The organism is Acinetobacter sp. Tol 5 (assembly GCF_019702905.1).
In the GTDB taxonomy this organism is placed as follows: domain Bacteria; phylum Pseudomonadota; class Gammaproteobacteria; order Pseudomonadales; family Moraxellaceae; genus Acinetobacter; species Acinetobacter bereziniae.
In genome coordinates this window covers 1,384,407-1,400,217 of record NZ_AP024708.1, presented here as the reverse complement: position 1 = coordinate 1,400,217, position 15,811 = coordinate 1,384,407, and the positions used below count along the sequence as shown (strand labels likewise).

Here is a 15,811-nt window from a genome sequence, read left to right as displayed (position 1 = left end):
AACGAGTATGTTTATTCAATATATTCACCTATTATCCGACTATATGAATAATAGGTGAAAATGATGTTTTAAGACACATCCGCAGGAAATGTAATCACCTTTTCCAGCTTCATTTGGTTCATCACCACCATCAATAGACGATCGATTCCTAAAGCGATCCCTGCACATTCCGACATATTCGGCAAAGCCGTCAATAAATACTCATCGATAGGCATGACATGTAAACCAAGTTTTTCACGCTCAGCATTATCCGCTTGAAAACGACTACGTAAAACTGCTGCATCTATCAATTCATCATAGGCATTGGCAAGCTCAAGTCCCTCGATATAAAGCTCAAAACGTGCAGCAACTAACTCACCATCTTCATCAATTTTAGTTTTCGCCAATGATGCCAATTCTGGTGGGAAATCAGTTAAAAATACAGGTGTATCAAAGCCTAAACTCGGTTCAACCATATGTGAAAATAACAAATCAATATATGCCAAACGGTCATCACCCAAATCCAGATTTATCCCGACTCGGTGGGCTGCATCTTTAAGTTCTGACAAAGTAGCCTTAAGCGGATTTAAATCTAAACGATCAATAAATGCGTGTTTATAACTCAAGACTGTTGGACGAACATCACCAAAACGTTCAGCCAAAACAACATTTAATAGATCTGTCACTTCAAACATCAAGTCTTTTAAACTAAAGTGCGGACGATACCATTCCAACATGGTAAATTCACTGTTGTGCTTGCGACCATGCTCATCATCTCGGAATACTTTACATATTTGATAAATTGCCCCGCTGCCACTTGCTAATAAACGCTTCATCGCAAATTCAGGAGAAGTCTGCAAATAATGCGTCAGCTTTTTACCTTGTAGATGGCGTTGAGCTTGTATAGAAGCCAAATGAACATCTGTGACACCTGCTTGCGACAAGATAGGTGTTTCAACTTCCAAAACATCCCGTTGTTCAAAAAACTGACGAATTTGCTGATACAATTTTGCACGTACTTTCAGTGCCTGAAGATCACAAGTCGGTTTAAAGTTAGTCATCATGCTTTTGGACCTCCATGAGCAGACCATTCACGGCGTAAAGGATAGCTTTTACGGAGATAATCAAACGCTTTTTGATCTACCTTTCCATCTTTTAGACAATCGCGCAAATTATCATCATCACGCTGAATATTATAGATTTCAGTCAAATAGTTTTTCAGTGTCTGTTTAATACTATTGCCATAGAAATATTGTTCACAAGCAGGCAATTGTGATTCAAATTTCTTGTGTGCTGAGTAATCAAATCGTTTGCAAAATGCCTCGTAGATCATCTGTGTCCCTCTCGCCTTGCCCTCTAAACTATAGCCTGCGATATGGGGTGTTACGAGAGTAATTAAATCAAGTAAGCGTTGCGAAATTTCAGGCTCATGTTCAAATACATCGAGCACCACTTGACGTCGTGTTGTTAAAATATCTGCTATCAATGCCGCTTCTTCAATTACTGCACCACGTGCAGAATTAATGAGGATTGTTTCTGGATGCATCTTCGACAATGTTTCAGCGTTGATTAAATGATGTGTTGGATGTTGCCCTGTGTGTGTTAAAGGTACATGTAGGGTCACTGCGTTGGAATTTTTAAGTAATTCTTCAAGTACAACTTGTCTAATGCTGCCATGTTGCACAAAAGGATCATGACCGATCACATTCCAGCCCAATAATTGCGCCATGTAAGCTAAACGTGTTCCCACATTACCTAAACCTACAATGCCTAAAGTAAACTGTTTTCCTGCGTCCAAGAATTCTGGATGAAGATGTAATAAAGCGGTGATGACGTATTCTGCAACAGCTTGTGCATTACATCCTGCTGCATTCGACCATGTAATTTGATGATTTTCTAAAGCTTCAATATCTAAGTGATCTGTACCAATCGTCGCACTTCCTACAAATTTTAATGCAGTATTTGCGATTAATTGTTGATTAACCTTTGTGACCGATCGAATCAATAAAGCATCAGCATCTTTAACATTGTCGTGGCTAAGATTGCGCCCTGCTGCTTGATGAATTTCTCCGAATTCTGAAAAGAAATATTCAGTAAATGCTAGATTTTCATCTGCAACAATTTTCATAACACTATCCACACATTAAGCTGTCGCTATGATAAACCTTTGAACCTATTAAAACTATGTAGTTCATAGATCAATTTTCTAAAAAGTATGCCGCTTAAGTCAAACTGCCATATCCAGTGTCATTATTCAGAATTTTCAGCCCTTATAAATGCAAATATTATCTAAATATTAAATCGGATTATCATGAAGCCCCACAATTTTAAAATAAAAAACTCAGCCAAGTCCTTTATTTACAAAGCGTTGATTGTTAATTTTAAATTTATAATAAAAAATTCATCAAATAGGACTTGTTAATCTAAGCACTTGCACTATAATGCCGTTGAGTTTATTCAATGGAGATCCTAAATGGGAAGTTGTTCGAGGTTCGGGTTTAATTATCTTTTAAATCAAAGCGAATACTGAGCAATATAGCCTATTAGGTCGGCTATCTTGCAATGAGATAGCCTTGAAAAAATTATACTTTAATCCCCCCTATAAAATTTTTACATATCAGCAAAAATTTAATGTGTTGACTACAACCCGTTTAGTTTCTCACCTAAAAATGGGGAGAAGCCGATGTTTTTACATGCTTCCATTCAATGGTATTGTGCAATCAGTGTATTTTTACTCTGTGGGATTATTGTGCTTGCTCAAAAGAGTAAAGCTGATCCTCTTTTAAATACTGACGATGCATCCATTACTGCAGCACACCGCTGCCAATTAGAAAGTGCTTATTCACATATTACATCAGGTACATGGTCATACCAAGTCACTCCTGCATGTAACTTTTCTGAAAATCTAGAAATTTCAGTAGGATATCATGCATCGAAAGATGTTGATAATGTCCATGGTTTTTCAGCTCAAGCAAAAACTGTATTAAAACCTATGAATCAGTTCTGGGGAATTGCAAGTAGTCTGATGCTGTCACAAGACGAACAGTCTCAGCATTCTTCTGATCTCGATTGGTTTCTCAATCTACCGATGAGTTTTAATTTAGCTCCGCGTTTAGAACTTGATACCAACTTGGGTTACCAATATGCGCCTGATCATTCACGTTTAATTCGTTGGGGAATTGCAACGCATTATTCGCTTAACGATCGTTGGGCGTTAAGTGCAGAAACTTATAATCAAGATCGTGATGCGCCCTTCTTTCAGACCGCTGTGCACTATAGCCTGATCCCAAATATCATAACACTTGAAGCTACTTTCGGTGATCGTTTCAATGCTTTCCGACAGCGATGGTTTGGACTTGGATTAAGTTATACACCTTAATTACAAGCTTAATTAACCCCTTAATTTTATAAAATATTTTTTAAATCGGCTTTATTTTAACAATAAGGTCAGAGACTTTGCACGCCTAAAAAAAGAGGACTTCGATATGAAACTCTGGCACAAGCTATTTACAACCTTTCTCAAAAGATTTCACCTCATGCGTTTCTTTGGGCGCAGTCAATCTTTTAAAGAATTGCATCAATCCAGTTATGCACAAGAAATCAGCAAAACATTATCTACCCGATTAGTGAAGGCTGCGAAACTTGACTCTGCGCAACTGCTCCACAAATTTAACAGTTTAGAAGCAGGCTTAACCGAACAACAAGCAAATGCCCAACAAAAGGTTATCGGCTTAAATGAAGTCTCCCATGAAAAGCCATTGATGTGGTGGCAACACCTTTGGTATTGCTATCGCAATCCTTTCAATATTTTATTAAGTCTTTTAGCGCTGGTGGCATTTCTTACGGATGATTTGACAGGCACATGTATTATCAGTGTCATGGTGATTCTTTCCACCCTACTTCGCTACTGGCAGGAATCTAAATCCAGCCAAGCCGCCGATGCCTTAAAAGCGATGGTGAGTAATACCGCAACAGTTTTAAGAGATCAGCTGAGTTATGACGATCTTGTCCTGATGCAACAACGCTATGGAATTGATGTTAAACATCAAAAAAATTCCCAATTTGAAATGCCAATTCAATATCTGGTTCCTGGTGATATTATTCTACTTTCCGCTGGAGACATGATTCCTGCTGATTGCCGCATACTTTCTGCTAAAGATCTATTTGTCTCGCAAGCAGCCATGACAGGCGAATCGATGCCTGTAGAAAAATTCTCTGTGCAGTCAAATCTAGAGCAAAGCAATGCTTTGGAGCTAGAAAATATTGTATTTATGGGAACCAATGTGGTTTCAGGTTCAGCACATGCCATAGTGGTGAGCACAGGAATACAGACTTATTTTGGTGCTTTGGCTCATCGTGTAACGGCAACAGATCGTGGTACAACCGCTTTTCAAATGGGGGTCAACAAAGTCAGCTGGTTACTGATTCGCTTTATGCTAGTCATGGTACCTGTTGTGCTATTTATCAATGGATTCACTAAAGGTGATTGGACAGAAGCTTTTTTATTCGCACTTTCAGTAGCTGTCGGCTTAACACCAGAAATGTTGCCGATGATTGTCACTTCAACTTTAGCAAAAGGTGCAGTATTTTTATCTAAAAAGAAAGTCATTGTTAAACGTCTGGACGCCATTCAGAACTTTGGCGCAATGGATGTGTTATGTACGGATAAGACCGGAACCTTAACTCAGGACAAAATCTTTCTATCACAACATGTCGATATACACGGTCAAACTTCACACTATGTTTTAATGCAGGCATTTTTAAACAGTTATTATCAAACTGGTTTGAAAAATCTACTTGATGTTGCAGTATTAGACGCTGTTGACCCAGAGATCAAAACACAAAAGTTACGTTATAAAAAAATAGATGAAGTACCTTTTGATTTTGATCGTCGACGCATGTCAGTGGTAGTCAAAACCCCTCAAGACAAAGTCCGCATGATCACCAAAGGCGCAGTTGAGGAAATGCTCAAAGTTTGCCGTTATGTTGAAATTGATGGCAAAGTAGAAGCCTTAACCCTACAAAAGCAAACGGCTATCGAAACACTGACTCAACGTTATAACCAAGATGGTTTACGTGTCGTAGCTGTGGCTTATCGTGAATGTTCAATTGACCAAGAAGTTTTTTCTGTTGCCGATGAAAGTGATTTGATTTTAATTGGTTATGTTGCCTTTTTAGATCCGCCGAAAGAATCAGCCACGGCTGCTGTAAAAAGCCTGCATGCGCATGGCGTCACTGTCAAAGTACTGACTGGAGATAATGAATTTGTCACACAGAAAGTATGTCGTGAAATTGGTATTCAGTGTGAACGTATCTTACTTGGTGGAATTATTGAAACACTGTCAGATAAACAATTGAAAGAAGCCGTTGAGCACTATGGTATCTTCGCAAAACTTAGTCCTGCTCATAAAGAACGTATTGTTGAACAACTCAAAGCCAATGGGCATGTGGTCGGCTTCTTGGGCGATGGAATCAACGATGCGGTAGCAATTCGCGCTGCAGATATTGGGATTTCGGTTGATACAGCCGTGGATATTGCCAAAGAATCCGCAGATTTAATTTTGCTCGAAAAAAGCTTGATGGTCTTGGAAAACGGTGTGATTGAAGGTCGTAGAACTTTTGCCAATATGCTGAAGTATATCAAAATGACCGCAAGCTCCAATTTTGGTAATGTATTTTCAGTATTGGTTGCCAGTGCCTTTATTCCTTTCTTACCAATGTTGCCCATTCACCTATTGATTCAAAATCTACTTTACGATATTTCTCAGATCGCTATTCCATTTGACCATGTGGATGAAGAATTAATTGCTCAACCACAACGTTGGCAGCCGGGTGAAGTTGGTCGTTTTATGATTGTGTTTGGACCAATCAGCTCAATTTTTGATATTTTAACCTTTGCCTTAATGTGGTTTGTTTTTTCAGCAAATACGCCAGCACAACAAACCTTATTCCAATCAGGCTGGTTCGTGGTGGGACTACTCACTCAAACACTGATCGTACATATGATTCGCACAGCCAAAGTACCATTCTTTCAAAGCCGTGCCGCAACGCCTTTATTGGTCATGACCGCAATCATTATGTGTATTGGTATATTCTTACCTATGGGACCATTGGCGAGTTATTTAAAACTGGAAGCATTACCGCTGAGTTATTTCTTCTACTTGCCATTTATTTTAATTGCCTATATGTGTCTGACACAGTGGGTTAAAACAATGTACATCCGCCGTTATGGTTGGCAATAAAAACCAGCGTCATTGAAACTAACAAGCCTTTCCCTTATTCAAGAGAAAGGCTTTCGTTTTTATTCGATGATCGTGCTAGTACTTACTTACATGAACCGCTTTGACTAAAATAATCGGTTCATACCATTCAAGGTCGCAACACGATAAGCTTCCGCCATGGTCGGATAGTTGAAGGTGGTTTCAACAAAATACTTAATGGTGTTGTTACCGCTTTGCATCACAGCTTGCCCAATATGAATAATTTCAGCAGCATTGTTACCGAAACAATGGACACCTAACAATTCCAAGGTATCACGATGGAATAAAATTTTAAGTTCACCCACTGTGTCACCCGTAATTTGCGCACGAGCCAAATGACGGAAAGATGCTTGACCCACTTCATATGGAATTTTTTCCTCAGTCAACTGACTTTCAGTTTTACCAAAGAAAGAAATTTCTGGAATCGTGTAGATTCCTGTTGGGATATCTTTTACAGGCTTGACATCTTTTTCACCAGCCATGTTCGATCCTGCGCAACGACCTTGGTCATATGCAGCCGAAGCAAGCGATGGCCAACCTACCACATCACCCGCAGCATACACATTTTCAACTTCTGTTTGATATTGATCGTTGACTGCAAGTTGACCGCGACTGTTTGGCGTAAGACCGACGTTTTCAAGTCCCATGCCATCCGTATTTCCTGAACGACCATTACACCAAAGAATGGCATCTGCTTTAATCTTCTTACCACTTTGTAAATAAAGCACAACATGATCATCAAAAGTCTCTAAATGATCAATTTGTTCATTATGGCGGATCAACACCCCTTGTTCACGTAAGTGATATGACAATGCATCTGCAATTTCGTCATCTAAATAGCTTAAGAGTTGATGTTGAGTATTAATCAAATCAACTTTATGGTCCAAGCCAATGAAAATAGACGCATATTCACAGCCGATAACACCTGCACCATAGATAATAATTTTATGAATAGTGAAATCGAGATCTAAAATTTTATCCGAATCAAATACACGTGGATGATTAAAGTCTAAACCTTGTGGATGATACGGTCGGCTACCAGTCGCAACAACGAGTTGCTTGAAGCCCAAAGTTTCTTTTATACCATCTTCACTAAAAATAATGACGGTATTTTTATCTTGGATATATGCACGACCATGAAAAACATCAATATTATTACGGTCATAAAAACGTGAATGTGTATCAACTTGCTGTTGAATCACTTTATGTGCATTACGCAATACTTGTTTCATGGTGAATTGTTTCCAATCCCCCACTTTTTTAAACATTGGATCACGTTGGTAACGGATAATACTTGAAACTGTTTGACGCAAAGCTTTACTTGGAATAGTACCGACATGCGTACAGTTACCACCCAATTGCTCACGAATATCTACAATTGCAACACGCTTACCCGATTTAGCAAGCTTCATTGCCGCGCCTTCACCAGCAGGACCAGAGCCAAGTACGACTGCATCGTATTTCACAAAATTCCCACTAACGACTTCTTTCTTACGTGGCATTCAAAGCTCCTTATAGTAAATTCAGTCTATATCTTTTCTCATGCGATATTATGAACTAAACCGAAACAATTTTCTGTATTTCACATGCATATATTCTGTGATAACGACATTTAGTATATGAATAGTGTTTTTGCCCTATCGTTTTGCATTTCCGCTATAATGGTTTATCTCCCCCGTAGAAAACAGTGGAAAAGTTGAATATGTCAGAGAACCGTAAACCAGAACAGGGTGTCAAATTACGTGGCGCGGAAAAAGTTGCTCGTATACCTGTAAAAGTTATTCCCACGGTTGAAGCACCACGAAAGCCAGATTGGATTCGTGTGAAAATGGCTGCACCTGATGAAGTTCAACGTATCAAAACCACATTACGTGCGCAAAAATTACATACGGTCTGTGAAGAAGCTGCTTGTCCAAACCTTCCTGAGTGTTTTGGTGGTGGTACTGCAACCTTTATGATTATGGGTGATATCTGTACCCGTCGTTGCCCTTTCTGTGATGTTGCACATGGTCGACCAAATGCGCTTGACCCAGATGAACCACGTCATATGGCTGAAACGATTGCAAACTTAGGTTTGAAATATGCTGTGATCACTTCAGTAGACCGTGATGATCTATTGGATGGTGGAGCTCAGCATTTTGTAGACTGTATTAAAGAAGCTCGTGCGCTTAGTCCAAAAACTTTACTGGAAATTTTAGTGCCTGACTTCCATGGTCGTATGGACATTGCATTGCGTATCATGACTGAATGTCCGCCTGACGTGTTTAACCACAACATTGAAACAGTACCTCGTTTATATAAGGCGATGCGTCCAGGTTCAGATTATCAGCACTCTTTAAATCTATTGAAAATGTTTAAAGAATACTGTCCTGATGTCCCTACCAAATGTGGTCTAATGGTTGGTATTGGTGAAACTGAAGACGAAGTGATTGCATTGTTAGATGACTTGCATGCTCATGGTGTTGACTATGTCACTATTGGACAATATTTACAGCCATCAAAAGAACATGCCCCAATTGATCGTTTTGTAACGCCAGAAGAGTTTGAACGTTATACTGCGCATGGGCAAAAACTAGGTTTTAGAAATATTTGGGCAGCACCGATGGTTCGTTCAAGTTATTTTGCTGATCGTCAATATTATGGAGAGCCTGTTCCACAAGTTCGTCGTAAAGTAGATCCTGCTAAGAAAATTGCAGTCCAAGCGATCGAAGCTTAAAACTGATTCAAACATATACCAAAAAGCACGCTCTAAAGCGTGCTTTTTTAGTATCAGCAGTTGTTAACGGCATTTTCCAATTGTTTTACCTTCGATACTGCTCATATTGCTTTGTAATTTTGTTAATGTTGAACAATGTAAATTTCCCGAAACCATCGACTTATTTAAGCTCAATGTCGTTGAAACTTGAGATGCAGCCACATCCCCCTCTACTGAAGAGTTGACTAACTTCAACACTTTGGCGGAATTGGCTTGGACACTACCACTAACAGAAGAATTGTTGAGAATCAAACTGGCTCCATTTTGTACATTAACATTACCATCGACAGAACTACTATTTAAGGTACAAGTTGCACCTGCGGGTACTGTTAAATTCGACACCGCATTATTGTTGATTGCACCTGTGCAATTTGCTGCAAATCCAAGTTGCGCAGCCGTTAAACCACATGAAATGATGATGGTATTTAGGAAAAGTTTTTTCATTGATACAACCCTGTGAATTATTCATTTTAAATTTAAAAATTAAATTTATTATTTATCTATCTTAAAATATGTCGTTTAGGGGTTGAATGACAAATATGTTGTCATTTATTAATCAAAAGTAAGCAAAAATACCTATTTGTTTTTATTTGAATTGTGCTTACATGTTTATGAATAAGACTGAATTGCCACCAAGACAAAATCAGTTAAAATTTGAAATCAATAAAATAACTTATTCTACTTCCTGTTTAAGTTGATCCAAATTTTGCTTAAGCTCTTTTACGTAGTCTGCATAATCCAGCATTAAACCTTTACCTCTTAAGTCATCAGGTAATCCTTGAGTACAGTACCAATTGTCTTTCCATGTATGATTCTGAGGAAAATGCAAACTTCCTAGCTCTTTTTGAACTTCTACTTTGAGATAAGTCACCAACTCCTGTGCTTTCTCCGTTCCCATCTGCTGACTGAGAAATTTAAATAAAAGTTGTTGTAACTCATTTTGATAGCGCCCATGTTTTTGATTCCATTCATCATACATATTCTGCAACTCTTTTCTGGTCGAGGGATCGAATTGCTCGCAAGACTTGAGCACATTTGAAATGAGTGCTGGTACATCCAAATATGCTGTATATAAAAACTGTAGTTTTCCGGTATTATCTGCTCGTGTAACTGATACCGTGAATAAAAGGCTGCAACACAGCACGATACGCAAAATATACATCTGAAATTGTCCCATTTTGTATTTCCTTGTTTTCTGATTTAATCAAATATTGCAAACAACTTTTTATTTTTCCAACTCGTTGTCTCAATATAAGTTTGATAATTTACTGTAAAATTTAATTAATATATTATTTTTATAAAACTAAACAATAAAATTTGAATATACCATCGAAAATTCAAAAAAGCGAATTGCTCATTCTTTTTACTATACAAAACAAAATCTAAATGATGCCAAGTAATGATTAGACACAGGAGAAAATTTGCTTTGTATTGAGAAAATATCGTACTTTGCCTTGAATCAGCAGATCAAATGAATAAAAGAACAGTTTTAAATAAATGAAAAAACTTCAACTAAATCATTGTTTAATAAATGATATAAAAGAAAATAAGCAAAATAAATTTGAACAGTTAATATAATCTTACATTTTTTTAGCGGCACAATTGTACATTGACTTTAACATAGAGATTTTAATTTAAGCTAAACATGATGATGAAAAAACTAACCTTATCAATGTTCGCCACTTTTTTTTCTGGGCTTTGTTTTGCTCAAAATCCATTGAGTGTGCATGTTCTAAATCTTGAAAGTGGTCTACCATCAAGCAATGTTAAAGTCATTCTTGAAGCTCAGCAAAAAGATAAATGGATAAAAATTAATGAAGGCACTACTGACAGCAATGGAAGAATTTTAGCCTTATACCCTGAAAATAAAGTGCTCGACAAAGGTGTCTATAAAGTTACTTTTGAAACAGGTGAATGGTTTAAACAAAAGAACCAACGAAGCTTTTTTCCTGAAGTCCCTGTGGTTTTTGTAATCGATGGTACGCTTGAGCATTATCATATTCCATTACTCATCAGCCCATATGGTTATTCGACTTATCGTGGTAATTAAACTTAAATAATCAACCCTAGTTTAAATTCCGCCCTAAAAAAACCGATGTATCAAACATCGGTTTTCAGTTCAAGCCAATTTAAACGTTGAGCCATTTTTCTGCTTTGTCTTGATCTAAAACAGTCAATTCAACTGTAGTTAAATCAATTTCCCCACCTTGAAGCTCGAACTGCATAAATTCATCTCGGCGGAAGGCATACACGGTAAATCTATCTTGTTGTTTGGAATATTGGGATAAAAGTTTTTCTGAGGCTTTTAACCCATCAATCGCAACTATGACATCATTGGCTGAAAGTCCTGCAATCGCACCGGTACCTTCACGTCTCGCCTGTTGAATAAGCACCCCTTCAGGTTTATCCACCAATTTCAGTCCAAATGGCAATGCCTTTTCATTTTTTAAACGATAACTCAAACCAAATTCAGGGAACAATTGATCCAGTGGCAATTCATCAGTGGTATTGATCAAATGATTAATTTGTTCAATCCAATTGCTGCCTGTCAATTCATTACATAATTCAACAATTGTGCGCTCATTGACTTGAATACCTTTTTGAGTATTTTCATACAAACGGCGCATCAAAGCATCTAGACTAGAGCCACGTAAACGTAATCCCAAATCCAAACTTAGTGCTACTAAACAGCCTTTGTTATAGTAACTGGTTCCAGCATTGTTTGAGTTTTCATCTTGACGATAAAATTTAATCCAAGCATCAAAACTTGATTCAGAAACAGACTGAATAAAACGTCCCGGATTTTGCAAATAACGATCAATTTGTCCTTTCAGCAAACTCAAATATGACGCTTGAGAAATCACACCGCTGCGGTACAAAATCAAATCATCATAATATGAAGTGAAACCTTCGAAAATCCACAATAAAGAGGTGTAACCTTCCTGATCTAAATCATAATTGGCAAAGTTTTCTGGTCGAATAAATTTAACTAACCATGAGTGAAAATACTCATGACTGCAAAGCCCCAAGAATCGTTGATAATCTGCCGATGGTTCCTCAGGCTCGTTCAACTTTGGCAAGTCACTACGTGGAGTAATCAGACTCGTGCTATTTGGGTGTTCTAACCCGCCATAGCTATTGCCTGTTGCCATTGTCATGAACGTATAGTCTTCGAAAGGTGCTGAACCAAACATGCTAATTTCTGTACTACAGATTTTTTCAAGATCTTGCTTCATACGTTCAGCATTCATTGCATGTTGACCAGAAACCACAAACTCATGTGGAATTCCATTCGCCTCGAAGCTAAATCTTGTTTGTTCTGCCAATTCAAATGGTGCATCGATCAGTTGAGCATAATGATCGGCTTTTAAGGTAAAACGACCTTTCACCAAACTCTTCGATACTAAACCCGTCGCAAGTTGAAAATGCTTTAACTCCTCGGGTAAAAATACTTCAACTTCAATCGCAGAATCTTGTTGATCTTGAAGCCCTAAACATACACAAGCTGGATTCACATACAAACGGCTTTGATCAACATATGCACCTCGCACTGAAAGATCATAGGCATAAACATCGTACTCAACCGTAATCAGTTCATGATCTGTGTTATATAAACGCCATTTATTTTTTTCAAATTTATTTATTTTAAGTTGACGACCAGCTTCATCATAAGCTTTAACCGATTCGATATGCTTTGAAAATTCGCGAATTAAATAACTTCCTGGAATCCATGTCGGCAGTGACAACACTTGAGTTGGATTCGCAAGAAAGCGCAATGTGACATGGATGAGGTGTTGACGATAATCGTCAAATTCAATCTGATAATGCAACATAAATATATATTCGAAAATAGACAGTGAGAAATTACCAATTAGATTAGCATTTTTTTACAAAGTCGGGCGATTTTAGTCGAAATTGTCTGCAATTCTTACTAGCGTAGAATGCAAAAAAGGCATAGCATTCGCACAGTTTGTCTACTCTTGCCATTGGATTGGCTTAAAGGTAAATCTGTTGAAAATTCTTGCTTCTTTTATTGCAATAACGGGCTTGGTTTGTTCCACGTTTGTTAATGCCGCACTCTTAAATATTAACCCGCAATCTGTTGAAGCTGAAGCTTGGACAATATTAGATACGCAATCAGGTCAGACCATTGCGGAATATAATAGTCATGTTCAGCGTGCACCTGCATCCATGACCAAGATGATGGTGGCATATATTGCCTTAAAAGAAATAAAAGCAGGTCATCTTAAAAAAGAAGAGATTATTACCGCGACACCTGTGGTTCAAGTCGTACAGTGGGATGAATCTCAGATGTACCTGAAACAAGGTGAGCAGATCTCGATTGATCAACTTCTTGCTGGATTGATTGTCATGTCTGCCAATGATGCAGCAGTGACTTTGGCAGAGCGCATCTCTGGTAGCGTACCCGCATTTGTTGCGCGTATGAACCAAGAAGCACAAGCTTTGGGAATGAAAGATACTCATTTTGCCAATCCACCAGGGATCACCATGCCAGATCATTTTTCTTCTGCGCATGACATGGCGATCTTGGGTCAAGCTGTAACCTCACAAACCCCTGAATATATGCATTATTCAGTCATGCCAAGTTTCAGTTATAACCAACATTTTCATCACGCAACCAATCTTGTTTTAAAAACAGACCCAAGTGTTGATGGTTTAAAAACAGGTTTTACCAAAGCTGCAGGTTATAATTTGGCTTTAACAGCACACCGCCCTTCTGCTATTGCTGAGTCTCCTGACCGTCGTTTAATTGTTGTGGTCATGGGTGCTAAAAGTGCCGTTAAACGTGCTGAAATTGCCCATAAGCTGTTAAATTTGGGCTATGCCTATACACGAGACGAAGTAGCAATCAAAGACAAACAATTAATTGCTGAACTCCCTGTGGTCAAATCCACATTAAAAATGTTTAAAGTTGAGGCAAGAAAGCCTCAGTTGGTTACCACCTCACTTTATAACGATGTAAATCCAATTGATCTAAACACCTTTGATGTAGTCAATAGCCGTGTCATGAAAACTGACAGCAATGGATTATTAACAGCTGTAGAACCTTTGACAACAACACAAACGCGTTTAAATGTTCAACTCAATGAAACATCATTGACCGCACCTTTAGAAAAAATCATGCATTTGGCTAAAGTGAATGTTTATCAAGACAATCAACTTATCCAAAGCTTCGACATTGAAGATGAGGTTCATATTGAACAAGCCTCTTGGTTCGAACGTTTAATGGAGTGGATCAAGTCAATTTTTGGGATTTAATAAAACCAACCAATTCACTTAGATTTATTGTAATTATGTAACCTGTAATACAAAAAAAACCTAAATAATTAAATAGGATGGCATATTTAAGCCATCCTTTTTTATAACAACTATTTAGGTTTTTTATGTCTAATCTACATCATATTGTGGTTGTTGGTGGTGGTGCTGGTGGTTTAGAGCTGGTGACACAACTGGGTGATACGCTTGGTAAAAGTAAGAAAGCCAAAATCACCCTTGTTGACCAAAAACTTACCCATATTTGGAAGCCGCTACTCCACGAAATCGCTGCAGGAACCATGAATCCAAGCGATGAAGAAACCAACTACTATGCACATGCCGCTAAACATCATTATGAGTTTGTTTTAGGGCGGTTTGAACAGCTCGATCGTGAGCATAAAACCATTGAGCTAAGTAAGACGCAAATCAGCAAGTATGAATCCAACCAAGAAAAAATAGTGCTCAGTTATGACACTTTGATTCTTGCTGTTGGTTCTGTTTCCAATGATTTTAATACACCGGGCGTTAAAGAGTTTTGTCACTATTTGGATAGCCGACAACAAGCGGAAATTTTCCAACAAGACTTGCTCCACTTGTACTTAGACGCACAAAATAAAAATATTGATCGTGAACTGCATATTGCTGTCATTGGTGCGGGTGCAACAGGTGTTGAACTTTCCGCAGAGCTGGTTCAAGCCAAACAAAACTTTTATAAATACGGCTTGAATAAAATCAATCCTAACAATGTCAAAATCACCTTGGTTGAAGGTGCTGACCGTATCTTGCCTGCACTGTCTGAAAAAATGGCTGAACATGCAACTCAGCAATTAAAACGCATGAAAATTGATGTCTTAACTGGAAAGCGTGTTGAAAAAGTCGATGCTGAAACGGTTTATTTCAATGATGGTACATCTGTAGAAGCACAATTAAAAGTCTGGGCGGCGGGTATCAAAACACCTAAAGTAATTGCAAACCTAGAAGGTTTTGAAAAAGACCGCATGGGTCGTTTGAAAGTATATGCAACCTTACAAACCCAAGCAGATCCAAATATCTTTGCTTTTGGAGATTGCGCACACTGTATCTTAGATGCACGTGAAGCCCCGCTTGGTCCACGTGCACAAGTAGCAAGTCAACAAGCCGCTTTTCTGGTAGATGCCATGCATGCACGTATCAAAGGACGCCAACAGCCGATGTTCCAATTTGCAGACAAAGGTTCACTGGTCTCTCTAAGTGAAAATAAAGCTGTGGGTGAATTGTTGGGTCAAGTCAATGTGCAAGGCTTTGTTGCAAAATCAATGTATGTCTCTTTATACCGTATCCATCAAGCCACCATTTATGGTTATGCACATGCAGGTCTATTAACAGCCAAAGATTTTGTTACACGAAAAATTGCACCTAAAATTAAATTGCATTGAAATCTAATTTTTAGTCCCAATCTATGAAAAAATGGTCAAAATACAGCTGAAAATGCAATTTTTTATTAAATTTAGTCTACAAAAATTGCTTTTCACTTTATGATGTAGCCTTAAAATTATCGATT

12 protein-coding genes are annotated in these 15,811 nt (G+C 38.1%); 6 read left to right on the top strand and 6 right to left on the bottom strand.

Going from position 1 to position 15,811, the window contains the following annotated elements; all coding sequences use genetic code 11:
• Window positions 1-68 precede the first annotated feature (68 nt).
• Together epmA and TOL5_RS06490 are read right to left on the bottom strand one after the other, a co-directional pair.
• Window positions 69-1,043, bottom strand: coding sequence for an EF-P lysine aminoacylase EpmA (gene epmA / locus TOL5_RS06495; RefSeq protein WP_058968814.1), 975 nt, complete (start codon window positions 1,041-1,043; stop codon window positions 69-71).
• Window positions 1,040-2,107: a 4-phosphoerythronate dehydrogenase gene (locus TOL5_RS06490; protein ID WP_121774743.1), complete on the bottom strand. Its 1,068-nt coding sequence runs from the start codon at window positions 2,105-2,107 to the stop codon at window positions 1,040-1,042. Before TOL5_RS06490 ends, epmA begins: the two co-directional genes overlap by 4 nt.
• Before the next feature lie 555 nt (window positions 2,108-2,662).
• Here TOL5_RS06490 and TOL5_RS06485 point away from each other — a divergent pair.
• The gene (locus TOL5_RS06485) at window positions 2,663-3,358 is read left to right on the top strand and encodes a hypothetical protein (RefSeq protein ID WP_121774742.1); all 696 of its coding nucleotides are present in this window, start codon (window positions 2,663-2,665) and stop codon (window positions 3,356-3,358) included.
• A 106-nt stretch (window positions 3,359-3,464) separates the two neighbouring features.
• A complete protein-coding gene (gene mgtA, locus TOL5_RS06480) occupies window positions 3,465-6,221 on the top strand; it encodes a magnesium-translocating P-type ATPase (protein ID WP_221260682.1) in 2,757 nt (918 codons plus the stop codon).
• A gap of 104 nt (window positions 6,222-6,325) precedes the next feature.
• Here mgtA and sthA read toward each other — a convergent pair whose 3' ends face one another.
• Window positions 6,326-7,741, bottom strand: a complete 1,416-nt coding sequence (gene sthA / locus TOL5_RS06475) for a Si-specific NAD(P)(+) transhydrogenase (RefSeq protein WP_004829228.1) — start codon at window positions 7,739-7,741, stop codon at window positions 6,326-6,328.
• 200 nt (window positions 7,742-7,941) lie between these two features.
• On the opposite strand from sthA, the gene lipA reads away from it, so the two are divergent.
• Window positions 7,942-8,955 (top strand): lipoyl synthase, encoded by a 1,014-nt coding sequence (lipA, locus tag TOL5_RS06470; RefSeq protein ID WP_221260681.1) that lies wholly within the window; start codon window positions 7,942-7,944, stop codon window positions 8,953-8,955.
• Between the two features lie 63 nt (window positions 8,956-9,018).
• Here lipA and TOL5_RS06465 read toward each other — a convergent pair whose 3' ends face one another.
• Entirely contained in the window at window positions 9,019-9,438 is a 420-nt protein-coding gene (locus tag TOL5_RS06465) for a hypothetical protein (RefSeq protein ID WP_004829233.1), read from the bottom strand.
• A gap of 229 nt (window positions 9,439-9,667) precedes the next feature.
• On the bottom strand, window positions 9,668-10,171 hold the full coding sequence (locus TOL5_RS06460; RefSeq protein ID WP_004829234.1) for a hypothetical protein: 504 nt from the start codon (window positions 10,169-10,171) through the stop codon (window positions 9,668-9,670).
• Window positions 10,172-10,642: 471 nt separating this feature from the next.
• Between TOL5_RS06460 and uraH the strand changes: the two genes are divergently transcribed.
• Window positions 10,643-11,044, top strand: a complete 402-nt coding sequence (uraH, locus tag TOL5_RS06455; protein WP_100885649.1) for a hydroxyisourate hydrolase — start codon at window positions 10,643-10,645, stop codon at window positions 11,042-11,044.
• Between the two features lie 79 nt (window positions 11,045-11,123).
• Here uraH and TOL5_RS06450 read toward each other — a convergent pair whose 3' ends face one another.
• Window positions 11,124-12,827 (bottom strand): M61 family metallopeptidase, encoded by a 1,704-nt coding sequence (locus TOL5_RS06450; protein WP_004829239.1) that lies wholly within the window; start codon window positions 12,825-12,827, stop codon window positions 11,124-11,126.
• A 178-nt stretch (window positions 12,828-13,005) separates the two neighbouring features.
• On the opposite strand from TOL5_RS06450, the gene TOL5_RS06445 reads away from it, so the two are divergent.
• Both TOL5_RS06445 and TOL5_RS06440 read left to right on the top strand, forming a co-directional pair.
• Entirely contained in the window at window positions 13,006-14,274 is a 1,269-nt protein-coding gene (locus tag TOL5_RS06445; RefSeq protein WP_042087659.1) for a D-alanyl-D-alanine carboxypeptidase PBP6B, read from the top strand.
• 125 nt (window positions 14,275-14,399) lie between these two features.
• The gene (locus TOL5_RS06440; protein WP_100885652.1) at window positions 14,400-15,686 is read left to right on the top strand and encodes an NAD(P)/FAD-dependent oxidoreductase; all 1,287 of its coding nucleotides are present in this window, start codon (window positions 14,400-14,402) and stop codon (window positions 15,684-15,686) included.
• Window positions 15,687-15,811: the final 125 nt, after the last annotated feature.